This is a genomic window from Streptomyces sp. NPDC110618, assembly GCF_055657065.1.
Genome location: NZ_JBVKBN010000002.1, coordinates 368,076 through 389,276, shown reverse-complemented (window position 1 = coordinate 389,276; position 21,201 = coordinate 368,076). Strand labels below are relative to the sequence as shown.

The following is a 21,201-nucleotide window of genomic DNA, read 5'->3' as shown; positions in this document are numbered from 1 at the left end:
CGGATCAGTCCGGCCGCGCGGCCCCGTTCCGCAGCTCCGGCGTACTGGTGGCGACGTAGGCCACCGCCAGTACGCACAGCAGCCCCCCGGTGACCAGGGCGGTCGCCCCCGACGTCCAGCCCGCCACCAGGCCGCCGCGCAGGTTGCCCAGATGCGGTCCGGCCTGGCCGACGATCTGCTCGGCGGCGGTCACCCGGCCGAGCAGCGCGTCCGGGGTACGGGTCTGCACGATCGTCGTACGCGACAGCACCGAGACCGAGTCCGCCGCCCCGGCCACCACCAGCAGCCCGAGCCCCGCCCAGGCGCTGGTGGTCATCCCGAACAGGGCGAGCGCCGCGCCCCAGACCCCGGCCCCGCACAGCATCACCGCGCCGGGCCGGGCCAGCCGGGTCAGCCGTCCGGAGAAGGCGGTCGCGGTGACCCCGCCGACCGCGACGGCGGACATGAACAGGCCCAGCGTGCGCGGACTGCCGCCGAAGCGCTCCTCGTTGACCAGTGGGAACAGACTCATCGGCATCGCCAGCAAGGTCGCCGCGAGGTCGGTCACGAGCGCCCCGCGCACCACCCGGTGCCCGCCCAGGAACCGCAGCCCGTCCCACACCCCGTGCAGTCCGGGCCGCGACGGCTCGCCCTCCGGCGGCAGCGCGGGCAGGCCGAAGGCGCCGTAGAAGGACAGGCCGAAGCTGAGGAAGTCGATCAGATAGCAGACGCCGATCCCGAACCAGCCCAGGAACAGTCCGCCCAGCGCCGGGCCGAGCAGCATCATCGACTGCCCGGTGACCTGGTTGAGGGCCAGGCCCGCCGCCACCTGGTCCTTCGGCAGCAGGCGCGGTACGAACACCCCGGCCGCCGGGCCGCCCACCGCGCCGAAGCAGGACGCCGCGGCCACCAGCGCGAGGATCACCGGCACCGGCACGCCCCCGGTGAACCCCTGCACCGCCAGCAACAGCGAGCACCCCGCCTGCCCGACCGTCGCGACCAGGAAGATCCGCCGCCGGTCGCCCCGGTCCACCCAGGCCCCGGCGAACAGCCCGACCACCACCAGCGGCACCGCCTGCGCGAGCCCCACCGCACCGCTCCACACCGCGCTGTGGGTCAGGTCCCAGACCTGGTACATGACCGTCACCACGGTCATGAAGGAGCCCAGCACGGAGGCGGTACGGCCGATCAGCAGCCGCCGGAAGACGGGGGAGGTGCGCAGGGGCCGTACGTCGACGAAGGTACGGGCCAGGCTCATGAGGGCATGGCGGAACGCGGCACGGCGAACGGGGTCATGCCGGGGACGCTAGCCCCCGCGCACCACCCCGGACCAACGAATTAATGCCCGCCCTACGCCGACTCGTTCAGCAGCCGCGCCAGATGGTCGTGCCCCGCGCCCAGCAGGTCCGGCAGCGGCGCCGCCGTCTCGTACCAGCGCTTCTCGTACTCCCAGCACAGCCAGCCGTCCCAGCCGTGCCGGGAAAGCACCTCCACGCACTCGGCGAGCGGCAGCACCCCGGCGCCGAGCGGGAGCGGGGTGGTGTCGGCGGCCGAGGCGATGTCCTTGACCTGGACATAGCCGAGGTAGGGGGCGAGGGCGGCGTACGACTCGTTGGGCTGCTCGCCGCCCAGCCAGGTGTGCATCACGTCCCACAGCGAGCCGACCTGCCGGTGCCCGACCAGCCCCAGCACCCGGATCGCGTCGGCCCCGGTGCGGTGCGAGTCGTGCGTCTCCAGCAGGATCCGTACGCCCCGGTCGGCGGCGTGCTCGGCGGCGGTGCCGAGCCTGCGGGCGGCGACGGCGTCGGCGTCCTCCGGCTTCTGGGAGTCCCCGGCGCCGGGGAAGACCCGCACGTACCCGGCGCCCAGATCGTGGGCCAGGTCGATCAGCCTGCGGACCTCCTCGACGACGGGCGCGTCGGAGCCGGGCGCGGCGACCTTCGCGTACCCGGCGACGGCGAGCACCTCGACGCCGGTGTCCTGGAACCGGGCGGCGGCCTCGGCCCGCTCGGCGGGGCCCAGCCCGGGATGCACCGGCTCCTCGGGGTGCGCGCGCAGCTCCACCCCGTGATAGCCGTGCGCGGACGCGAGCCGCACCACGTCGTCGAGGGGAAGGCCGGGGACACCGAGGGTGGAGAACGCCAGCTTCATGCCCGCGACTCTACGCGCTGTCCCGGCAGTTCACCCGGGAGCGCCGGTCAGGTCCAGGCGCCAGTCCTGGCCCACGAGGTCCTTGCCGAAGGAGCGGTGCGGCTTCTCGGCGACGAGGACGAAGCCGTGGCGCCGGTAGAGGCGGCGGGCGGAGGTGAGGACGTCGTTGGTCCACAGCACCAGGTCGCGGTAGCCGACGCCGCGCGCGAAGTCGATCACGGCGGTCACCAGCCGGTCGCCGATGCCGAGCCCGCGCGCGTCCGGCTCCACCAGCAGCAGCCGCAGCCGGGCGGTGGCCGGGGCCTCGTCCCGTACGCACATCACGCACCCCACCGGACGGCCGTCCAGCTCGGCGATCCACACCCGCTCCAGATGCGGGTCGTGGTCCTCGGCGAAGTCGGCGACGATCCGTGCGACCAGGCCCTCGTAGTCGGTGTTCCAGCCGAACTCGGCGGCGTACAGCGCGGCGTTGCGCTGCACGATCCACCCCAGGTCCCCGGCCTCCGGCTCGCGCAGCAGCACGTCCTCGCGGCGCGGGGTCCGCCCGTCGGAGAGGACCTCGCGAACGGTCCGCATCGCCTCGCCGAGCCGTTCCCGCTCGTCGGCCGGAACGCCCGCCAACAGGCCGGCGACGGCCTGGTCCGACCGCTCACCGAGCAGCGCGGCGGTCTCCCGTCCACGCGCGGTGAGCGTGATCCGCCGCCGCCGGGGATCCTCCGCGGACGGCGCCCGCTCGACCAGCCCGTCCCGCTCGAACCTCGCCAGGATCCGGCTCAGATACCCCGAGTCCAACGACAACCCGGTCCGCAGATCGGCGGCATCGGTACGCGCCGAGTGCGCCAGTTCGTACAGCACCCGCGCCTCGGTGAGGGTGTACGGGGCGTAGAGGTGACGGCTGTAGTCGAGGGCGCCGATGACGTTCGTATAGAACCGGTTGAAGGCCCGGACGTCCTGCACGCTCATGCCGCTCGCCCCACTCCCCGATGCGCCGATTGCTGACTCAGTCAGAGATATCCGTGGATCGAGCCTAGGCATCCCGGGGCGGACCCGGCTACCCCTCGGTGCGGTTCCCGGCCGTGGGCCGCCGGACGGCGCAGACCGGCTCCGGCGGGCGCATGCCCCCGCCGAGCGGCACCCGTGAGGCGGAGGCGGCCTCGCCACAGCGGGCGGCCGCACCCGCGGGTGCGGCCCGCACCGCCCTCGGCCCACCGCGACCGCCGAATCCGGCCCGCCGTGCCCGCCCGGCTACCCCTCGGCCCCGTCCCCGCCCGCCGGCCGGAACACGCACACCTGCGCCCCGGTCTTGGCCGTGGTCGTGGAGACCAGTTCCAGCGGGCGCTTGCCGCCGTCGGCCGGGAAGATCGACTTGCCCCCGCCCAGCAGCACCGGCATCACGACGAGCTGCAACTCGTCGACCAGGCCCGCCGCGATGAGGGCCCGTACGAGCGTCGGGCTGCCCATCATGGCGAGGTCGCCGCCCTCGGTGTCCCGCAGCTCGCGGATCCGGTCCAGGGCGCCCTCCGCCGGGATCAACTCGGAGTTGTTCCAGGTCAGGTCGGCCTCGGACAGCGTGCCGGAAACGACGTACTTCTTCAGCGAGTTCATCCGGTCGGCGAAGGGATCCCCGGCCCGCCCCGGCCAGGCCGCCGCCATGGTCAGGAACGTACGGCGGCCGAAGAGCAGCGCGTGCGCGTTCCGCAGCCCCGCGTCGAAGGCCCCGCCGAGCACCTCCGGGTCGAAGTACGGGTGCGACCAACCCCCGTGCGCGAAGCCGCCGTCGGTGTCCTCCTCCGGACCGCCCGGTGCCTGCACGACCCCGTCGAGGCTGATGAACTCGGTGACAACAATGCGCATGGGGGTGATCTCCCGCTCCGGTTACCGATGTTGTGGTGTCGGTAGTGAAGACCGGGGCGGGCCCGAAAACTCATCGGCGCGCCGGGAAGCCGTTCCCGACGGCACGCGTCACCCCCGAGGCGCCCCCGTCGACCCCCGCACCATCAGCTCCCCCCGGATCGTCGCGATCCCCCCGGGCGGCGCCTCCTCGCGGCCCATCGCGATGCGTCCGGCCCGCGCCCCCGCCTCCGCGAGCGGCAGCCGTACCGTCGTCAGGGCAGGCACCGCGTCGATGCTGAACGGCAGGTCGTCGAACCCGGCGACCGACACGTCCTCCGGGATGCGCAGCCCCGACTCCCGCAGCGCCGCGCACGCGCCGAGCGCGACGGAGTCGTTCGCGGCGACGACCGCGGTCAACGTCGGGTCCCGGCGCAGGAGTTCCAGCGTGGCCTCGTAACCGGAGCGCCGGTCGTAGCGGCCGTGGACCGTCCAGCGCGGGTCCTCCTCGATGCCGTGCGCCGCCAGCGCCGCCCGGTGTCCTTCGAGCCGGTGCCGGGTGGTGGTCCGCTCCTCGGGGCCGGCGATGTAGCCGAGGCGGCGGTGGCCGAGGCCGATCAGGTGCTCGGTGAGCTCCTTGCCGCCGCCGCGGTTCTCGAAGGTCAGCGCTATGGCCCCGGTGTCCGGCGCCGGCGGCCGCCCGCACAGTACGACCCGGGTCCCCGCCTCGCTGAGCTTGCGCAGCTTCGCCGCCACGGCCGCCGCGTGCGGCTCGTCCTCCACGGCCCCGCCGGTCAGCACCACGGCCGCCGCGCGCTGCCGCTGGAGGAGGGTCAGATAGGTCAGCTCCCGCTCCGGGGAGCCCCCGGTGTTGCAGACGACCGCCAGCCGCTCGCCCCCGGCCCGTCCGCCGGGCCCGCCGATCTCGGTCTGGATGGCGCTGGCCATGATCCCGAAGAAGGGGTCGGCGATGTCGTTGACGAGGATGCCGACCAGATCGGACGTGGCCGCGGCCAGCGCGCTGGCCGGTCCGTTCAGTACGTAGTCCAGCTCGTCCACGGCGCGCAGCACCCGCTCACGGGTGGACGCGGCCACGGGATAGTTCCCGTTCAGTACGCGCGACACCGTCGCGGGCGAGACCTGCGCGCGGGCCGCCACGTCCGCCAGGGTCACCGTCATCTCGTCGTCCTCCGGTCGAGCATGTCAGTCGTACGTCGTCGTACACGCGGGCGCCCATGGCCCGGTTCCGTGACTTTACGGCCAGGCCCCCCGGTTGTTCGCCCCCTCGAACAACTCGTCCTCATCACGGTCTTGTCCCAGGCCCTGCTCAGAGGCTAGCTTCTTGCTAGATAGAAAGCGCTTGCTGTCACGCCTATCCATAGGGGCGTACGCGGCGCGCACAACCGCGTACGACTTCTGCGAAGGGACCGACGTGACACGCAAGACGGTGCGTATCGCCATGAACGGCGTCACCGGGCGCATGGGCTACCGCCAGCACCTGGTGCGCTCCATCCTGGCCCTGCGCGAGCAGGGCGGACTCGATCTCGGCGACGGCACCGTGCTGTGGCCGGAGCCGGTCCTGGTCGGCCGCCGCGAGCACGCGCTCCGGGCGCTCGCCGACCAGCACGGCCTGGAGCACGTCTCCACCGACCTCGACGCGGTCCTCGCCGACCCGGCCGTCGACATCTACTTCGACGCCCAGGTCACCTCCGCCCGCGAGGAGGCGATCAGGAAGGTGATCGCCGCCGGCAAGCACATCTACACCGAGAAGCCCACCGCCACCGGCCTCGACGGCGCCCTGGAACTGGCCCGCCTCGCCGCCGAGAAGGGCATCAAGCACGGCGTCGTCCAGGACAAGCTCTTTCTGCCGGGCCTGCTCAAGCTCAAGCGCCTGATCGACGGCGGCTTCTTCGGCCGGATCCTGTCGGTGCGCGGCGAGTTCGGCTACTGGGTCTTCGAGGGCGACTGGCAGAGCGCCCAGCGCCCCTCCTGGAACTACCGCGCCGAGGACGGCGGCGGCATCGTCGTCGACATGTTCCCGCACTGGGAGTACGTGCTCCACGAGCTGTTCGGCCGCGTGAAGTCGGTCCAGGCGCTCGCCGCCACCCACATCCCGCAGCGCTGGGACGAGAACGGCAAGCCCTACGACGCCACCGCCGACGACGCCGCCTACGGCATCTTCGAGCTGGAGGGCGGGGCCATCGCCCAGATCAACTCCTCCTGGGCGGTGCGCGTCAACCGCGACGAGCTGGTCGAGTTCCAGGTCGACGGCACCGAGGGCTCCGCCGTCGCCGGACTGCGCAACTGCCGAGTCCAGCACCGCTCGGCCACCCCCAAGCCGGTCTGGAACCCCGACATCCCGGCCACCGAGGTCTTTCGCGACCAGTGGCAGGAGGTCCCCGACAACGCCGAGTTCGACAACGGCTTCAAGGCCCAGTGGGAGCTGTTCCTCAGGCACGTCTACGCCGACGCCCCCTACCACTGGGACCTGCTGGCCGGCGCCCGCGGCGTCCAGCTCGCCGAACTGGGCCTGAAGTCCTCGGCCGAGGGCCGCCGTATCGACGTACCGGAGATCACGCTGTGACGATCCGACTCCCCGACGCCGAGGGCGGGTTCAGGACGTACGAACCCCGCCCCGAACCCCTCGGCCTGCACCCCGGTTCCCCCTTCACCTCCCGTACGGTCTTCTCCGCCGCGCATGTCGTCGCCGACCCGTTCGCCGACGTCAGCCCCGACTCGCCCGCCGCCGTCGACTGGGACGCCACCCTCGCCTTCCGGCGCCATCTGTGGTCCCACGGGCTCGGCGTCGCCGAGGCGATGGACACCGCGCAGCGCGGGATGGGCCTGGACTGGGCGGGCGCCGCCGAACTGATCCGCCGCTCCGCCGCCGAGGCGCGCGCGGTCGGCGGCAGGATCGCCTGCGGCGTCGGCACCGACCAGATCGCCGCCGGAACCCTCGCCGAGGTCCGCGCCGCCTACGAGGAACAGCTCGCCGTGGTCGAGGAGTCCGGCGCACAGGCCATCCTCATGGCCTCCCGCGCCCTGTGCGCCGCCGCCACCGGCCCCGAGGACTACCTGGAGGTCTACGGCCACCTGCTGCGCCAGGCCGCCGAACCGGTCATCCTGCACTGGCTCGGCCCCATGTTCGACCCGGCGCTCGACGGCTACTGGGGCTCCGCCGACCTGGACGCGGCCACGGAGACCTTCCTGGAGGTCATCGCGGCCCACCCCGACAAGGTCGACGGCATCAAGGTCTCCCTGCTGGACGCCCAGCGCGAGATCGACCTGCGCCGCAGGCTCCCCGACGGGGTGCGCTGCTACACGGGCGACGACTTCAACTACCCCGAGCTGATCGCGGGCGACGACCAGGGCTTCAGCCACGCCCTGCTCGGCATCTTCGACCCCCTCGGCCCGCTGGCCGCCGAGGCGGTCCGGGTCCTGGACACCGGCGACACCCAGGGCTTCCGCGCCCTGCTCGACCCCACGGTCGAGCTGTCCCGGCACCTCTTCCAGACCCCGACCCGCTTCTACAAGACCGGAGTGGTCTTCCTGGCCTGGCTCGCGGGCCACCAGTCCCACTTCACGATGGTCGGCGGCCTGCAGTCGGCCCGCTCCCTGCCCCACTTCGCCCGCGCCTACGAACTCGCCGACGCCCTCGGCCTGTTCCCGGACCCCAAGCTCGCCGAGGAACGGATGAAGACCCTGCTCGCCCTGTACGGAGTGGACCAGTGACCGACGACCTCGCCCGCTTCTCCATCAACCAGATGACGGTCAAGCAGCTGTCACTCCCCGAACTGGTCGACGCCTGCGGCGAGTTCGGCATCCGCAACGTCGGCCTGTGGCGCGAGCCAGTCCAGGAGTACGGACTGGAGGCGACGGCGAAACTGGTCCGGGACGCGGGCCTGACCGTCACCACCCTGTGCCGCGGCGGCTTCCTGACCGCGCTCGGGCCGAAGGAGCGAGAAGCGGCCCTCGCCGACAACCGCCGGGCGGTGGAAGAGGCGGCCACGCTCGGCACCGACACCCTGGTCCTGGTCTGCGGCGGCCTCCCGGCCGGCTCCCGGGACCTGCACGGCGCGCGGGAGCGGATCGCCGACGCGCTCGGTGAACTCGGCCCGTTCGCCGAGTCCCACGGGGTGCGCCTGGCCATCGAGCCGCTGCACCCCATGTTCGCCTCGGACCGCTGCGTGGTCTCCACCCTCGCCCAGGCCCTGGACCTCGCCGAACGCTTCCCTGCCCAGCAGGTCGGCGTCACCGTGGACACCTACCACATCTGGTGGGACGACACCGCGCCCGCGCAGATCGCCCGCGCGGGCGAGGGCGGCCGCGTCCACACCTTCCAGCTCGCCGACTGGACCACCCCGCTGCCCGAGGGCGTGCTCAACGGCCGCGGCCAGATCGGCGACGGCGCCATCGACATGCGCGAGTGGCGCGGCTACGTCGAGGCCGCCGGCTACACCGGCGCCATCGAGGTGGAGCTCTTCAACGACGGCCTGTGGGCCCGCGACGGCCGGGAGGTGCTCCAGGAGACGGCCCGCCGCTTCCTGACCCACGCGATGTGAGCAGCGCGCCGGCCGCCGCGCGGTGCGGGTACGCACCTCTCGGCCCCGGCGCGCGGATACGCCCGCTTCGGCCGCGTGCTGCACGGGCGCCGTGGGTTCGGGGTGGCCGGGGCGTGCTCCGGGGGAGGCCCGGGTGCCTTCTGGCACCACGTGACGTGAGCTGTGCGTCGGCGGCCGTGGCGCGGGTACGCCCCCTTCGGCCGCGCGCTACACCGGCGCCGTGGGTTCGGGGCGGCCCGGGCGGGCCTCGGGGGAGGTCCCGGTGCCCTCCGAGACACGGGACGTGAGCAGGGCCTCGCACGCCGCCGTGCGGGCGTAGAGCACCCAGCGGCCGGTGCGGTGCGCGCTGACCAGGCCGGCGTCGCGCAGCGCGGTCAGTGACTGGGACACGGTGGCCGGGGACAGCCCCGTCCGCCGGGCCAGGTCGGTGGTGGCGGCGGGGATGTCCAGCTCGGTCAGCAGCCGGGTCCGCGAACGCCCGAGGACGACCGCCAGGGCGTCGGCGGCGGGCACCGGCCGGGGCCGCCACAGCCCGGCGGTGCCGCGCGCCGGGTAGGCGAGCTGCGGCGGGTCCGGCGGCGACACCCGGGTGAACAGACCGGGCCCGGCGAACACGGACGGCACCAGCACCAGTTCGGCCCCCGGCCGGGGCCCCCGGCCGCGCTGCCGCAGCCGCAGCGTGGGGGCCTCCCAGCGCTCCAGGGAGTGCAGGTCGTTCAGCAGATACGCGGTGCCGTGCTCGGCGAGCTGCCGGGCCCGGTGCATCACATCGGCGTCGAGCACGGCCCGGATGCGCGCCCAGTACGGGGCGAGCGCGAGCTGCCAGTACGTCTCGATCTCCTCGGCCAGCTTCGGCAACTGCGCCTCGGGATCGTCGTACAGGGCCCGCAGCCGGGGCCCCAGCGAGAGCCCCTGCTCCCGCTCCAGCCGCACCAGGTCCCGCCGCACCCGCTCGGCCGGTACCGCCCGGAGCACGGCCAGCTCCTCGGTGAGCGTCGGCGCCGGCCCGGCCGGCGCCGGATTGAGGAAGTCGGGCACGTACCCGTCGCAGGGCACCAGCTCCGCGAGCCGGTCGCGGTCCAGCCCAGCCGCCGTCACCCGTGGACGCACCTGCTCCATCCAGGGACGGTGCACCGCGTGCGCGAGCCCGGCCGAGAGCAGCCGAAAGCTCGTCGCCACCTCCCACAACGGAGACACCGCGAACCGAAGTCCGGCCGGGTCCCCACCCGGCCACACCAGTTCCGCCTCCATGACCACTACCCCCCACTGGATTCTGGCCACGGCCCAAATATTGGCGGTGAGCTTAGCGCCGGAACCCCGGTTTCGGCACGGCTGTCCAGGAGGTATGCCTGCGAAAAAAATCTCCCCGGAACCGTGCAACCCTCCACGGGGGTCGCGGGTCGTACTTGGCGTCAGAACTTCTTGGAGGGGGATCTGGGGGGATCGCGGGGGGTTCTGACACGGAGGGGGAGAAGTCGAGGGGCCCGGTCGACGGACCGGGCCCCTCGAAGCATGTCCGGGCCCCTACAGCGCCTCGACCTCCGCCGCCGTCGGGAACGACCCCTGCGCCCCCTCCTTCGTGACCGCCGCCGCGCCCACCCGCGCCGCGTATCCGGCCGCCTCGGTCAGAGAGTCACCCGAGCCGAGCCGGTAGGCCAGGGCCGCGGTGAAGGCGTCGCCGGCGCCCGTGGTGTCCACGGCCGACACCTTCACCGGCGGGACACGGGTCACGCCCTCGGCGGACGCCACCAGCGCGCCCTCCGCGCCGAGCGTCACGACCACCGAGCGCGGCCCCTTCGCCAGCAGGATTCCCGCCCAGTCCTCGGGCCGGCCCCCGACCGCCGCGTCGCCGAGGACGACCTTCGCCTCGTGCTCGTTGACGATCAGCGGATCGCAGGCGGCCAGCACCTCCGAGGGCAGCGGGCGCGGCGGCGACGGGTTCAGCACGAACCGGCTGCCGTCCGCCAGGTTCCGCACCACCTCCACGACCGTCTCCAACGGGATCTCCAACTGCGCGGAGACCACCCGGGACGCCTGGAACAGGCTCGCGGCGGCCCGTACGTCCCGCGGAGCGAGCCGGGCGTTGGCGCCCGGCGAGACCACGATGCTGTTGTCCCCGGACGGGTCCACGGTGATCAGTGCGACCCCGGTCGGCGCCCCGCCCACCAGCACGCCCACCGTGTCCACCCCGGCCCGCCGCTGCGAGTCCAGCAGCAGCCGCCCGTAGGCGTCGTCGCCGACCCGGGCCAGCAGCGCGGTACGGGCACCCAGCCGGGCCGCCGCGACCGCCTGGTTCGCGCCCTTGCCGCCCGGGTGCACGGCGAGATCGGAGCCCAGCACCGTCTCCCCGGCACCGGGCCGCCGCTCCACACCGATCACCAGGTCGGCATTGGCGGATCCCACGACCAGAAGGTCGTAGTCGTCCATGAGTTCACTCCCCGCTCGCGTCGATTCGAGATCCCTGTCCACGGCGTCCCACCCGCGTACAGCCTGCCGCATCCGACCCCCTCCCGTGGTCGCGCTCCGCGCCGGAGGGGACCAGGCTGGAAGTACAGACGGCTCGGGGACGCTCCGGGAAGTGAGAGCCATGACCGCAGTGACCAGGGACGGCGCACCGGTCGCCATGGAGGGCGACGGAGTGGAACTGCGTATCGAACCGATCGGCGGCGGCATGTCCGTCGGCTTCGTCCGCCTGCCCCAGGGCACCGACCTCGGCCCCGCGCTCAAGGGCCTGCCCGGCGACGCCTGCCAGTGCCCGCACTGGGGCTATCTGCAGAAGGGCCGGCTGCGCATGGTCTTCGCGGACGGCGAGCGGGTCTACGAGGAGGGCGAGGCCTATTACTGGGGCCCCGGGCACGTCCCGGTCGCCCTGGAGGACTGCGAGTTCGTGGAGTTCTCCCCGACCGAGGAGTTCGCGAAGGTCATCGACCATGTGAGGGCGCAGGCCGGTTGAGGGCCGGGGCCCGCTGTCGTACCCGGGCGGTACCGTCGGATCATGTCCAATCCGGCGGTGATCGAAGGCGTGCTGGAACGCATCACGTACGCCAATGAGGAGAACGGCTACACGGTCGCCCGTGTCGACACCGGACGCGGTGGCGGCGACCTCCTCACGGTCGTCGGCGCGCTGCTCGGCGCCCAGGTGGGGGAGTCGCTGCGGATGGAGGGGCGGTGGGGCTCGCATCCGCAGTACGGGCGGCAGTTCACCGTCGAGAACTACACCACCGTCCTCCCGGCCACCGTGCAGGGCATCCGCCGCTATCTCGGCTCCGGGCTGGTCAAGGGCATCGGGCCGGTCTTCGCCGACCGCATCACGCAGCACTTCGGCCTGGACACCCTCAGGATCATCGAGGAGGAGCCCAAGCGGCTCATCGAGGTCCCGGGGCTCGGCCCCAAGCGGACCAAGAAGATCGCCGACGCGTGGGAGGAACAGAAGGCGATCAAGGAGGTGATGCTCTTCCTGCAGAGCGTCGAGGTCTCCACCTCCATCGCGGTGCGCATCTACAAGAAGTACGGCGACGCCTCCATCTCCGTGGTGAAGAACCAGCCCTACCGGCTCGCCGCCGACGTCTGGGGCATCGGCTTCCTCACCGCCGACCGCATCGCCCAGTCCGTCGGCATCCCGCACGACAGCCCGGAAAGGGTCAAGGCGGGCCTGCAGTACGCGCTCTCCCAGGCGAGCGACCAGGGCCACTGCTACCTCCCCGAGGAGCGTCTGATCGCCGACGCGGTGAAGCTGCTCCAGGTCGACACCGGCCTGGTCATCGAGTGCCTCGCCGAGCTGTCCGAACCGGACGAGGAGAGCGGCGACCCCGGCGTCGTACGGGAGAAGGTCCCCGGGGAGCACGGCGAGCCGGTCACCGCCGTCTACCTGGTCCCCTTCCACCGCGCCGAACTCTCCCTCTCCGGCCAGCTCCTGCGCCTACTGCGCACCGACGAGGACCGCATGCCCGGCTTCCAGGACGTGGCCTGGGACAAGGCGCTGGCCTGGCTGAAGGACCGTACCGGCGCCGACCTCGCGCCCGAGCAGGAGGCGGCGGTCAAGCTGGCGCTGACCGAGAAGGTCGCCGTGCTGACCGGCGGGCCGGGCTGCGGCAAGTCCTTCACGGTCCGCTCCGTGGTGGAGCTGGCCCGCGCCAAGAAGGCCAAGGTGCTGCTGGCCGCACCCACCGGCCGCGCCGCCAAACGCCTGGCCGAGCTGACCGGCGCCGAGGCGTCCACCGTGCACCGCCTGCTGGAGCTGAAGCCCGGCGGGGACGCCGCCTACGACCGGGACCGCCCGCTCGACGCCGACCTGGTGGTGGTCGACGAGGCCTCCATGCTGGACCTGCTGCTGGCGAACAAGCTGGTCAAGGCGGTCCCGCCGGGCGCCCACCTGCTGTTCGTCGGGGACGTCGACCAGCTGCCCAGCGTCGGCGCGGGCGAGGTCCTGCGCGACCTGCTCGCCGACAACAGCCCGGTCCCGGCGGTCCGCCTCACCCGGGTCTTCCGCCAGGCCCAGCAGTCCGGCGTGGTCACCAACGCGCACCGGATCAACGCCGGTCAGCACCCCGTCACCGACGGCATGAAGGACTTCTTCCTCTTCGTCGAGGACGACACCGAGGAGGCCGGCCGGCTCACCGTGGACGTCGCCGCCCGCCGCATCCCGGCGAAGTTCGGCCTCGACCCGCGCCGGGACGTCCAGGTGCTCGCACCCATGCACCGCGGACCGGCCGGCGCCGGAACCCTCAACGGCCTGCTCCAGCAGGCCATCACCCCGGGCCGCCCCGACCTGCCCGAGAAGCGGTTCGGCGGCCGGGTCTTCCGCGTAGGGGACAAGGTCACCCAGATTCGCAACAATTACGAAAAAGGGGCAAACGGCGTCTTCAACGGCACCGTCGGTGTGGTCACCTCGCTCGACCCGGTCGAGCAGCGCCTGACGGTGCTGACGGACGAGGACGAGGAGGTGCCGTACGAGTTCGACGAACTGGACGAGCTGGCGCACGCCTACGCGGTGACCATCCACCGCTCACAGGGCAGCGAGTACCCGGCGGTGGTGATCCCGGTCACCACGGGCGCGTGGATGATGCTCCAGCGCAATCTCCTCTACACGGCGGTCACCCGGGCGAAACGGCTGGTCGTGCTGGTCGGCTCACGCAAGGCGATCGGCCAGGCGGTGCGCACGGTCTCCGCCGGGCGGCGTTGCACGGCGCTGGACTTCAGGCTCGCACCACGCGCGCTGGAGGGCTGAGTGGCAGGCTCTCAGCCCCCGAAGGGATGCTCTCAGCCCCCGAAGGGTTGCTCTCAGCCCCCGAATGGGAGGGGTGAGTGAAATTTGATCGATCAAACGAGTCGCAAAGGTCACAGAGCCCTTCCGGTTACCGGGGCGGAGGGGGCAGGATGAGCAGGTTGGCGGCACTGAGTGCCGTCAATAAGCCCAATGGTCGACCCCGAGTGCACTCTCCTGCGCCAAATGGGGGATGGTAGAGACAGTCAGGGCACCTCGAAGAAGAGGCACAACGTCGGTGAGGGATGACGTGAGCGACAACTCTGTAGTACTGCGGTACGGCGACGGCGAGTACACCTACCCGGTGATCGACAGCACCGTCGGTGACAAGGGCTTCGACATCGGGAAGCTCCGCGCCCAGACCGGTCTGGTGACCCTGGACAGCGGCTACGGCAACACGGCCGCGTATAAATCCGCCATCACCTACCTCGACGGCGAGCAGGGCATCCTCCGGTACCGCGGCTACCCGATCGAGCAGCTGGCCGAGCGCTCCACCTTCCTGGAGGTCGCCTACCTGCTGATCAACGGCGAGCTGCCCACGGTCGACGAGCTCAGCACCTTCAAGAACGAGATCACGCAGCACACCCTGCTGCACGAGGACGTCAAGAACTTCTACCGGGGCTTCCCGCGCGACGCCCACCCGATGGCGATGCTGTCCTCGGTGGTCTCCGCCCTGTCGACGTTCTACCAGGACAGCCACAACCCGTTCGACGAGCAGCAGCGCAACCTCTCCACCATCCGCCTGCTCGCCAAGCTTCCGACGATCGCGGCCTACGCCTACAAGAAGTCGGTCGGCCACCCGTTCGTCTACCCGCGCAACGACCTCGGCTACGTCGAGAACTTCCTGCGGATGACCTTCTCGGTGCCGGCGCAGGAGTTCGACCTCGACCCGGTCGTCGTCTCCGCGCTGGACAAGCTGCTGATCCTGCACGCCGACCACGAGCAGAACTGCTCCACCTCGACGGTCCGCCTCGTCGGCTCCTCGCAGGCGAACATGTTCGCCTCGATCTCGGCCGGTATCTCCGCGCTCTGGGGCCCGCTGCACGGCGGCGCCAACCAGTCCGTGCTGGAGATGCTGGAGGGCATCCAGGCCAACGGCGGCGATGTCGACTCCTTCATCAACAAGGTGAAGAACAAGGAGGACGGCGTCCGCCTGATGGGCTTCGGCCACCGGGTGTACAAGTCCTTCGACCCGCGCGCCAAGATCATCAAGGCGGCGGCGCACGATGTCCTCTCCGCGCTGGGCAAGTCCGACGAACTGCTGGACATCGCCCTGAAGCTGGAGGAGCACGCGCTCTCCGACGACTACTTCGTCTCGCGCAACCTCTACCCGAACGTGGACTTCTACACGGGTCTGATCTACCGCGCGATGGGCTTCCCGACCGAGATGTTCACGGTCCTCTTCGCCCTCGGCCGCCTGCCGGGCTGGATCGCCCAGTGGCACGAGATGATCAAGGAGCCGGGCTCCCGCATCGGCCGCCCCCGCCAGATCTACACGGGCGTGGTCCAGCGCGACTTCGTCCCGGTCGAGGAGCGCTAGCACCTGCCGGTGGGGGGCGCCGGATTCGCGTCGGGGCCTGCCACTTGAGGAGCGTGGGCGGCTGCCGGCCGGCTCTGGCCGGTCGCGCAGTTCCCCGCGCCCCTGGGTGGGAAATGCCCCCGGTGCTCATCAGTACTGGCGATTTCAGCAAGCGAAAGGCGCCCTGGCGCCGGTCCCCCCACGGGCCGACGACCAGGGCGCCTTCCCATGTCCCGGTGCGGATTCCCCCCACGGGATCCGGCCGGGCGTCTGTGAGGACAGCGCCTGAATCGCTGTTTTTCGGTGGTGCGTTGAGCAGAACGAGCAAAAGAACTCGTACTACTCCATGTGTCGCTGTGTTGCTCGTGTGCGGTCTGCCGGGACAACGCACGCTCGGGAGGGCCGCTCAAAGCTCCCCGGTGTGCGTGCCCCGGCAACGCATCTCTGAGGAAGTCCCCCAAGACATCCCCAGATGCCAGTTCGCGCCCCCCAAGACGCTCCCTGACATCGCCAACTTAGACCTTCGAACCCCTTCGATGGTTACGTTCACATCACTGTGATCTGCGTCTCTTGCATATGTCCGTTAGATGCGCAAGAGCCCCGATCAACCGAACGAGACCCAAGCGTAAGGATGATGCGCGAGCCTTGTGAAGAGCTTATGTGAGGCTCGCGCCGGACTCCAGAGGACCCCCGCCCTCCGTACCGGTTAACTGCCGGTAACTTGCGCGGTCTTCAGCGGAACGTTCGCAGGCGCAGGCTGTTCGAGACCACGAACACCGAGGAGAACGCCATCGCGGCACCGGCGATCATCGGGTTCAGCAGCCCCGCCGCGGCCAGCGGCAGCGCGGCCACGTTGTATCCGAACGCCCATACAAGGTTTCCCTTGATCGTGGCAAGGGTGCGCCGGGACAGCCGGATCGCGTCGGCCGCCACCCGCAGATCCCCGCGGACAAGCGTCAGATCCCCGGCCTCGATCGCCGCGTCCGTGCCCGTGCCCATCGCCAGTCCCAGATCGGCCGTGGCGAGCGCCGCCGCGTCGTTGACGCCGTCGCCGACCATGGCGACCGTGCGGCCCTCGGCGCGCAGCCGCCGTACCGCCTCGACCTTCTCCTCGGGCAGCACCTCGGCGATCACCTGCTCGATCCCGACCTCGCGGGCCACCGCCTCGGCGACCGCCCGGTTGTCCCCGGTGAGCAGCACGGGCGTCAGCCCCAGCGCGCGCAGCTCGCGTACGGCCTCGGCGCTGGTCTCCTTGACGGTGTCGGCGACCGCCAGCACGGCCCGTGCCGTGCCGTCCCAGCCGACGACGACGGCCGTACGTCCGTCGCTCTCGGCCTTCTCGCGGGCCCTGGCCAGCTCCTGGGGCATTTCGGGGAACAGGCGCCCCACGGCCACCTCGTGGCCCTCCACAAGGCCGCGTACGCCCCGCCCCGGCACGTTCTCGAAGTGCTCGGCCTTCGGCAGCTCCCCGACGCGCTCCTCGGCGCCCAGGGCGACCGCGCGGGCCACGGGGTGCTCGGAGGCGTGCTCCAGGGCCCCCGCGAGGCGCAGCGCCTGCCGCTCGTCGGTGCCCTCGGCGGTGTACACCTCGTGCAGGGTCATCCGGCCCGTGGTGACGGTGCCGGTCTTGTCGAGGACGATCGTGTCGACGCGACGCGTGGACTCCAGCACCTCGGGGCCCTTGATCAGGATGCCGAGCTGGGCGCCGCGCCCGGTGCCGACCATGAGCGCGGTCGGGGTGGCCAGGCCCAGGGCGCAGGGGCAGGCGATGATCAGGACGGCGACGGCCGCGGTGAACGCGTCCACGGTGTCGCCGGTCGCGCCCAGCCAGCCGCCGAAGGTGGCGACCGCGAGCACCAGCACGACCGGTACGAACACCGCGGAGATCCGGTCGGCGAGCCGCTGCACCTCGGCCTTGCCGCTCTGAGCCTGTTCCACCAGCCGCGCCATCCGGGCGAGCTGGGTGTCGGCGCCGACCCGGGTGGCCTCGACGACCAGGCGTCCGCCGGCGTTCACGGTGGCCCCGGTGACGGTGTCCCCGGCCGCCACGTCCACCGGCACCGACTCGCCGGTCAGCATGGAGGCGTCCACGGCCGAGACGCCCTCGACGACCGTGCCGTCGGTGGCGATCTTCTCGCCGGGCCGCACCACGAACCGGTCCCCGACGGCGAGCCGCGCCACCGGAATGCGCTCCTCGCGCCCGTTCCGCAGGACGGCCACGTCCTTCGCGCCCAGCTCCATCAGCGCCCTGAGGGCCGCTCCCGCGCGCCGCTTGGCCCGCGCCTCCAGATAGCGGCCGAGCAGGATGAAGGCGACGACGCCGGAGGCCACTTCGAGGTAGATCGACGAGGCGCCGTCCATGCCGCCGACGGTCAGCCGGAAGCTCTCCCGCATCCCCGGCATGCCCGCGTCGCCGAAGAACAGCGCCCACAGCGACCAGCCGAACGCGGCCAGCGTGCCGACCGAGACCAGGGTGTCCATGGTCGCCGCGCCGTGCCGGGCGTTGGTCCAGGCGGCGCGGTGGAAGGGCAGTCCGCCCCAGACGACGACCGGCGCGGCGAGGGTGAGCGCCAGCCACTGCCAGTTGTCGAACTGGAGCGCGGGAACCATGGAGAGCAGCACGACGGGCGCGGCGAGCAGCGCGGAGACCGTGAAGCGCTGCCGGTAGGCGTCGGTCTCGGGGTCCCGCTCGTGCGCCGCCTCGTCGGCCGGTTCGGGCTCGGGCGGCGGGGGTTCCTCGGCCGTGTACCCCGTCTTCACGACCGTGGCGATCAGGTCCGCCACCTCGACCCCCGCCGGATAACTGATCCGCGCCTTCTCGGTGGCGTAGTTGACGCTGGCGGTGACCCCCTCCATCCGGTTGAGCTTCTTCTCGACGCGGGCCGCGCAGGAGGCGCAGGTCATCCCGCCGATGATCAGCTCGACCTCGGAGACGGGAGCTATCGGGGCGGTGGGGGTGGAGGTGGTGGCCATGACCGGGGGCTTTCCGTAGGTCTCGGGCGACGGTCTCAGGCGACGCCGACGAGTTCGAAGCCGGCCTCGTCCACGGCGGCCCGTACGTCCTCCTCGCGCAGCGCCTCGGCCGAGATCACGGTCACCTCGCCGGTGGAGGCGACGGCCTTCACGGAACTGACCCCGGGCAGCTCGGAGATCTCGCCGGAGACGGCGCCCTCGCAGTGTCCGCAGCTCATCCCGCTGACCTTGTAGACGGCGCTCACGCTCATGTTGCACTCCTCGTCGTGGCATGTGGGGCTCACGGGGTCCACGGGGGACCCCGCTCTCCACGGTATACCCCTATGGGGTACTACTCCAAGGAGGGTTCATGTCGCAGACCGGGACGCTGGTCCTGATCATGTCCATCGCGGCGGTGGCACCGCTGCTCGCGCACGCGGTGGGCCGGTGGCTCCCGGTCCCGCTGGTCATCTTCGAGATCACGCTGGGCATCCTGGTGGGCCCCGACGTGCTCGGCTGGGCGGGCAAGGGCGAGACCGTCGACACCCTCGCCCACCTGGGCCTGGCCATGCTGATCTTCCTGGCCGGGTACGAGATCGAGTTCGACAAGGTATGCGGCGACACCCTGCGCCGCTCGTCGGTGGCCTGGCTGATCGCACTGGCCGTGGGCCTGGGCCTCGCGACCCTGATCTCCGGCTTCGACCGGGGCGTCTACCTCGGTACGGCGCTGACCAGCACCGCCCTGGGCACCGTCCTGCCCGTCCTGCGCGACGCGGGCCAACTGCGCACCCGGTTCGGCGCGGTGATGATGTCCTTCGGCGCGCTCGGCGAGTTCGGGCCGATCATCGCGATCACCCTGCTGCTGAGCGGTCGTTCGCCGGGCCGCTCGACCCTCGTGCTCGGTGCGTTCGCACTGCTGACGGCGCTGGTGGTGTGGTGGGCGACGCGCCCGCGCTCGGCGTGGTTCACCCGGGTCGTCGAGACCACCCTGCACACCAGCGGCCAGTTCGCCGTACGCCTCGTGGTGCTGCTCCTCGCCCTGATGCTCGGACTCGCCGAGGAACTGGGCCTGGACACCCTCCTCGGCGCCTTCGCCGCCGGGGTGATCACCCGCCTGGTCCTGCACGGCTCGGCGCCGCGCAGCGCGGAATGGGTGATGCGGAAGGTCGAAGCCATGGGCTTCGGCTTCCTGGTCCCGGTCTTCTACGTCGTCACCGGCATCGAGTTCGACCTGGCCGCCCTCCTCTCCGGCGGCCGCGCGCTGCTGCTCCTGCCGGTGTTCCTGGGCCTGTTCCTGGTGGTCCGAGGGGCGCCCGTGTACGCCCTCGCACCGCGCGACCTCGACCGCGGCGACCGCAACGCCCTGACCCTGTTCGCCTCCACCGCCCTCCCCCTGGTCGTCGCCATCACCACCATCGGCACCGACGCGGGCACCCTGCCCACCTCCGAGGCGGCGGCCCTGGTGGGCGCGGCCATGCTCTCGGTCCTGCTGTTCCCCCTCAGCGCCCTCCGCCTGCGCGGCGCCCGCCCGCCGCAGTGGCGGACGTCGAAGGAACCGGAGACCTGGTGAGCGCGGAGCGCCTAGCCTGCACCCCGGAGGAAAGGAGCCCCCATGCGAGCCGTGGTCTTCGAGCGGTACGGCGAAACACCCGAGGTGCGTGACGTGGCCGATCCCCGGCCCGCCGGGCACGGAGTCGTGGTGCGGGTGGAGGCCACCGGGCTGTGCCGGAGCGACTGGCACGGGTGGCAGGGGCACGATCCGGACATCACGCTCCCGCACGTGCCCGGACACGAGCTGGCCGGGGTGGTCGAGGCGGTGGGGGCCGGGGTGACCGGGTGGCGGCCCGGCGACCGGGTCACCGTGCCGTTCGTGTGCGCCTGCGGTAGCTGCCCGTCCTGCGCGGCGGGGGACCAGCAGGTGTGCGAGCGGCAGACCCAGCCCGGCTTCACCCACTGGGGCTCCTTCGCCCAGTACGTGGCCCTGGACCACGCCGACGTGAACCTGGTCGGCGTACCGGACGACATGGATTTCGCCACCGCCGCCTCGCTCGGCTGCCGGTTCGCCACCGCCTTTCGCGCGGTGGTGCGGCAGGGCCGGGTCGCCGCGGGGGAGTGGGTGGCCGTGCACGGCTGCGGTGGGGTCGGCCTGTCCGCCGTGATGATCGCGGCGGCCTGCGGTGCCCGGGTCGTCGCCGTCGACGTGTCGCCCGAGGCGCTGGACCTGGCACGGAAGTTCGGCGCCGCGCACTGCCTGGACGCTTCCGGCGCGCAGGACACCGCCGAGGCGGTACGGGAGCTGACCGGCGGCGGCGCGCACCTGTCGCTGGACGCCCTCGGCGCCCCCGCCACCTGCGCCGCCTCCGTCAACGGCCTGCGGCGCCGGGGCCGGCATGTCCAGGTGGGCCTGCTGCCCTCCGCCGACGGCACCACCGCGGTCCCGATGGCCCGCGCCATCGGCTGGGAGCTGGAGATCATCGGCAGCCACGGCATGGCCGCGCACAGCTACCCGCCGATGCTGGAACTGGTCCGCTCCGGGGTGCTGCGCCCCGATCTCCTGGTCACCGCCACCATCCCCCTCGACCGGGCCCCGGCCGCGCTGGCCGCGATGGGCGCGGCACGGGGTTCCGGAGTGACGGTCATCGCGCCCTGGAGCTGAGGTCCGGGGCGCCGCGGTCTCAGTCCCTGGTCCGCCCCCGGTTCCCCGGCCGGGACGCGACCCACGCGCGAACGGTCTCGGCGTACCAGAACGGCTTACCGCTCTCGACGTGGTCCGGCGGGGGCAGCAGCCCGTGCTTGCGGTAGGAGCGGACGGTGTCGGGCTGCACCCGGATGTGTGCCGCGATCTCCTTGTAGGACCAGAGCCGTCGGTCGGTCATGTGCACCTCCACGGGGGCGGACGATCACCCACCCTGTGCCCCGTGCAACGAGACCCGGTGACCGAGAGG

Annotated in this window: 18 protein-coding genes; 8 read left to right on the top strand and 10 right to left on the bottom strand. The window is 72.1% G+C overall.

Annotated features, from left to right (window positions below):
• Window positions 1–4: 4 nt before the first annotated feature.
• From ACZ7L7_RS04800 to ACZ7L7_RS04780, 5 genes are all read right to left on the bottom strand, one after another.
• Window positions 5–1,237, bottom strand: coding sequence for an MFS transporter (locus ACZ7L7_RS04800; RefSeq protein WP_285510950.1), 1,233 nt, complete (start codon window positions 1,235–1,237; stop codon window positions 5–7).
• Window positions 1,238–1,329: 92 nt separating this feature from the next.
• Window positions 1,330–2,130 (bottom strand): sugar phosphate isomerase/epimerase family protein, encoded by an 801-nt coding sequence (locus tag ACZ7L7_RS04795; RefSeq protein ID WP_285510951.1) that lies wholly within the window; start codon window positions 2,128–2,130, stop codon window positions 1,330–1,332.
• A 30-nt stretch (window positions 2,131–2,160) separates the two neighbouring features.
• On the bottom strand, window positions 2,161–3,093 hold the full coding sequence (locus tag ACZ7L7_RS04790; RefSeq protein ID WP_471591474.1) for a bifunctional helix-turn-helix transcriptional regulator/GNAT family N-acetyltransferase: 933 nt from the start codon (window positions 3,091–3,093) through the stop codon (window positions 2,161–2,163).
• Between the two features lie 282 nt (window positions 3,094–3,375).
• A complete protein-coding gene (locus tag ACZ7L7_RS04785; protein WP_471429106.1) occupies window positions 3,376–3,984 on the bottom strand; it encodes a dihydrofolate reductase family protein in 609 nt (202 codons plus the stop codon).
• Window positions 3,985–4,092: 108 nt separating this feature from the next.
• Window positions 4,093–5,139 carry a LacI family DNA-binding transcriptional regulator gene (locus ACZ7L7_RS04780; RefSeq protein WP_285510954.1) on the bottom strand — a complete coding sequence of 349 codons (1,047 nt, stop codon included), beginning with the start codon at window positions 5,137–5,139 and terminating at the stop codon, window positions 4,093–4,095.
• A 253-nt stretch (window positions 5,140–5,392) separates the two neighbouring features.
• Here ACZ7L7_RS04780 and ACZ7L7_RS04775 point away from each other — a divergent pair, with 253 nt between their 5' ends.
• From ACZ7L7_RS04775 to ACZ7L7_RS04765, 3 genes are read left to right on the top strand one after another with little or no spacing between them, the layout of a single operon-like run.
• The gene (locus ACZ7L7_RS04775; RefSeq protein ID WP_472074770.1) at window positions 5,393–6,544 is read left to right on the top strand and encodes a Gfo/Idh/MocA family protein; all 1,152 of its coding nucleotides are present in this window, start codon (window positions 5,393–5,395) and stop codon (window positions 6,542–6,544) included.
• Window positions 6,541–7,692, top strand: a complete 1,152-nt coding sequence (locus ACZ7L7_RS04770) for a dihydrodipicolinate synthase family protein (RefSeq protein ID WP_472074768.1) — start codon at window positions 6,541–6,543, stop codon at window positions 7,690–7,692. The genes ACZ7L7_RS04775 and ACZ7L7_RS04770 overlap by 4 nt, the downstream gene beginning before the upstream one ends.
• Window positions 7,693–7,724: 32 nt before the next feature.
• The gene (locus ACZ7L7_RS04765) at window positions 7,725–8,522 is read left to right on the top strand and encodes a sugar phosphate isomerase/epimerase family protein (RefSeq protein ID WP_285511293.1); all 798 of its coding nucleotides are present in this window, start codon (window positions 7,725–7,727) and stop codon (window positions 8,520–8,522) included.
• Window positions 8,523–8,729: 207 nt separating this feature from the next.
• Here ACZ7L7_RS04765 and ACZ7L7_RS04760 read toward each other — a convergent pair whose 3' ends face one another.
• The gene (locus ACZ7L7_RS04760) at window positions 8,730–9,773 is read right to left on the bottom strand and encodes an ArsR/SmtB family transcription factor (RefSeq protein ID WP_285511294.1); all 1,044 of its coding nucleotides are present in this window, start codon (window positions 9,771–9,773) and stop codon (window positions 8,730–8,732) included.
• 273 nt (window positions 9,774–10,046) lie between these two features.
• Window positions 10,047–10,949 (bottom strand): ribokinase, encoded by a 903-nt coding sequence (locus ACZ7L7_RS04755; RefSeq protein ID WP_285510957.1) that lies wholly within the window; start codon window positions 10,947–10,949, stop codon window positions 10,047–10,049.
• Window positions 10,950–11,109: 160 nt separating this feature from the next.
• Between ACZ7L7_RS04755 and ACZ7L7_RS04750 the strand changes: the two genes are divergently transcribed.
• The 3 genes from ACZ7L7_RS04750 to ACZ7L7_RS04740 all read left to right on the top strand — a co-directional run bounded on the left by ACZ7L7_RS04750 (window position 11,110) and on the right by ACZ7L7_RS04740 (window position 15,325).
• Window positions 11,110–11,475, top strand: coding sequence for a cupin domain-containing protein (locus ACZ7L7_RS04750; protein ID WP_285510958.1), 366 nt, complete (start codon window positions 11,110–11,112; stop codon window positions 11,473–11,475).
• A gap of 42 nt (window positions 11,476–11,517) precedes the next feature.
• Entirely contained in the window at window positions 11,518–13,749 is a 2,232-nt protein-coding gene (gene recD2 / locus ACZ7L7_RS04745; protein ID WP_285510959.1) for an SF1B family DNA helicase RecD2, read from the top strand.
• Between the two features lie 286 nt (window positions 13,750–14,035).
• Window positions 14,036–15,325 carry a citrate synthase gene (locus ACZ7L7_RS04740; RefSeq protein WP_285510960.1) on the top strand — a complete coding sequence of 430 codons (1,290 nt, stop codon included), beginning with the start codon at window positions 14,036–14,038 and terminating at the stop codon, window positions 15,323–15,325.
• Between the two features lie 711 nt (window positions 15,326–16,036).
• Here ACZ7L7_RS04740 and ACZ7L7_RS04735 read toward each other — a convergent pair.
• Together ACZ7L7_RS04735 and ACZ7L7_RS04730 are read right to left on the bottom strand one after the other, a co-directional pair.
• Entirely contained in the window at window positions 16,037–18,277 is a 2,241-nt protein-coding gene (locus ACZ7L7_RS04735; RefSeq protein WP_471591470.1) for a heavy metal translocating P-type ATPase, read from the bottom strand.
• 35 nt (window positions 18,278–18,312) lie between these two features.
• Window positions 18,313–18,528, bottom strand: coding sequence for a heavy-metal-associated domain-containing protein (locus tag ACZ7L7_RS04730; protein ID WP_093725196.1), 216 nt, complete (start codon window positions 18,526–18,528; stop codon window positions 18,313–18,315).
• Between the two features lie 98 nt (window positions 18,529–18,626).
• Here ACZ7L7_RS04730 and ACZ7L7_RS04725 point away from each other — a divergent pair, with 98 nt between their 5' ends.
• Window positions 18,627–19,826, top strand: coding sequence for a cation:proton antiporter (locus ACZ7L7_RS04725; RefSeq protein ID WP_472074765.1), 1,200 nt, complete (start codon window positions 18,627–18,629; stop codon window positions 19,824–19,826).
• Between the two features lie 42 nt (window positions 19,827–19,868).
• Window positions 19,869–20,912: a zinc-dependent alcohol dehydrogenase family protein gene (locus ACZ7L7_RS04720; protein WP_472074763.1), complete on the top strand. Its 1,044-nt coding sequence runs from the start codon at window positions 19,869–19,871 to the stop codon at window positions 20,910–20,912.
• Window positions 20,913–20,931: 19 nt separating this feature from the next.
• Here ACZ7L7_RS04720 and ACZ7L7_RS04715 read toward each other — a convergent pair whose 3' ends face one another.
• The gene (locus tag ACZ7L7_RS04715; protein WP_285431600.1) at window positions 20,932–21,132 is read right to left on the bottom strand and encodes a helix-turn-helix transcriptional regulator; all 201 of its coding nucleotides are present in this window, start codon (window positions 21,130–21,132) and stop codon (window positions 20,932–20,934) included.
• Between the last annotated feature and the right edge of the window lie 69 nt (window positions 21,133–21,201).

Excerpts from the sequence above, each read along its gene's own strand:
- ACZ7L7_RS04790 (WP_471591474.1), bottom strand. The coding sequence starts at position 3,093 with ATGAGCGTGCAGGACGTCCGGGCCTTCAACCGGTTCTATACGAACGTC.
- ACZ7L7_RS04795 (WP_285510951.1), bottom strand. The coding sequence starts at position 2,130 with ATGAAGCTGGCGTTCTCCACCCTCGGTGTCCCCGGCCTTCCCCTCGAC.
- ACZ7L7_RS04755 (WP_285510957.1), bottom strand. The coding sequence starts at position 10,949 with ATGGACGACTACGACCTTCTGGTCGTGGGATCCGCCAATGCCGACCTG.
- ACZ7L7_RS04730 (WP_093725196.1), bottom strand. The coding sequence starts at position 18,528 with ATGAGCGTGAGCGCCGTCTACAAGGTCAGCGGGATGAGCTGCGGACAC.
- ACZ7L7_RS04725 (WP_472074765.1), top strand. The coding sequence starts at position 18,627 with ATGTCGCAGACCGGGACGCTGGTCCTGATCATGTCCATCGCGGCGGTG.
- ACZ7L7_RS04765 (WP_285511293.1), top strand. The coding sequence starts at position 7,725 with ATGACGGTCAAGCAGCTGTCACTCCCCGAACTGGTCGACGCCTGCGGC.
- ACZ7L7_RS04720 (WP_472074763.1), top strand. The coding sequence starts at position 19,869 with ATGCGAGCCGTGGTCTTCGAGCGGTACGGCGAAACACCCGAGGTGCGT.
- ACZ7L7_RS04750 (WP_285510958.1), top strand. The coding sequence starts at position 11,110 with ATGACCGCAGTGACCAGGGACGGCGCACCGGTCGCCATGGAGGGCGAC.
- ACZ7L7_RS04780 (WP_285510954.1), bottom strand. The coding sequence starts at position 5,139 with ATGACGGTGACCCTGGCGGACGTGGCGGCCCGCGCGCAGGTCTCGCCC.
- ACZ7L7_RS04800 (WP_285510950.1), bottom strand. The coding sequence starts at position 1,237 with ATGAGCCTGGCCCGTACCTTCGTCGACGTACGGCCCCTGCGCACCTCC.
- recD2 (WP_285510959.1), top strand. The coding sequence starts at position 11,518 with ATGTCCAATCCGGCGGTGATCGAAGGCGTGCTGGAACGCATCACGTAC.
- ACZ7L7_RS04760 (WP_285511294.1), bottom strand. The coding sequence starts at position 9,773 with ATGGAGGCGGAACTGGTGTGGCCGGGTGGGGACCCGGCCGGACTTCGG.
- ACZ7L7_RS04785 (WP_471429106.1), bottom strand. The coding sequence starts at position 3,984 with ATGCGCATTGTTGTCACCGAGTTCATCAGCCTCGACGGGGTCGTGCAG.
- ACZ7L7_RS04715 (WP_285431600.1), bottom strand. The coding sequence starts at position 21,132 with ATGACCGACCGACGGCTCTGGTCCTACAAGGAGATCGCGGCACACATC.
- ACZ7L7_RS04735 (WP_471591470.1), bottom strand. The coding sequence starts at position 18,277 with ATGGCCACCACCTCCACCCCCACCGCCCCGATAGCTCCCGTCTCCGAG.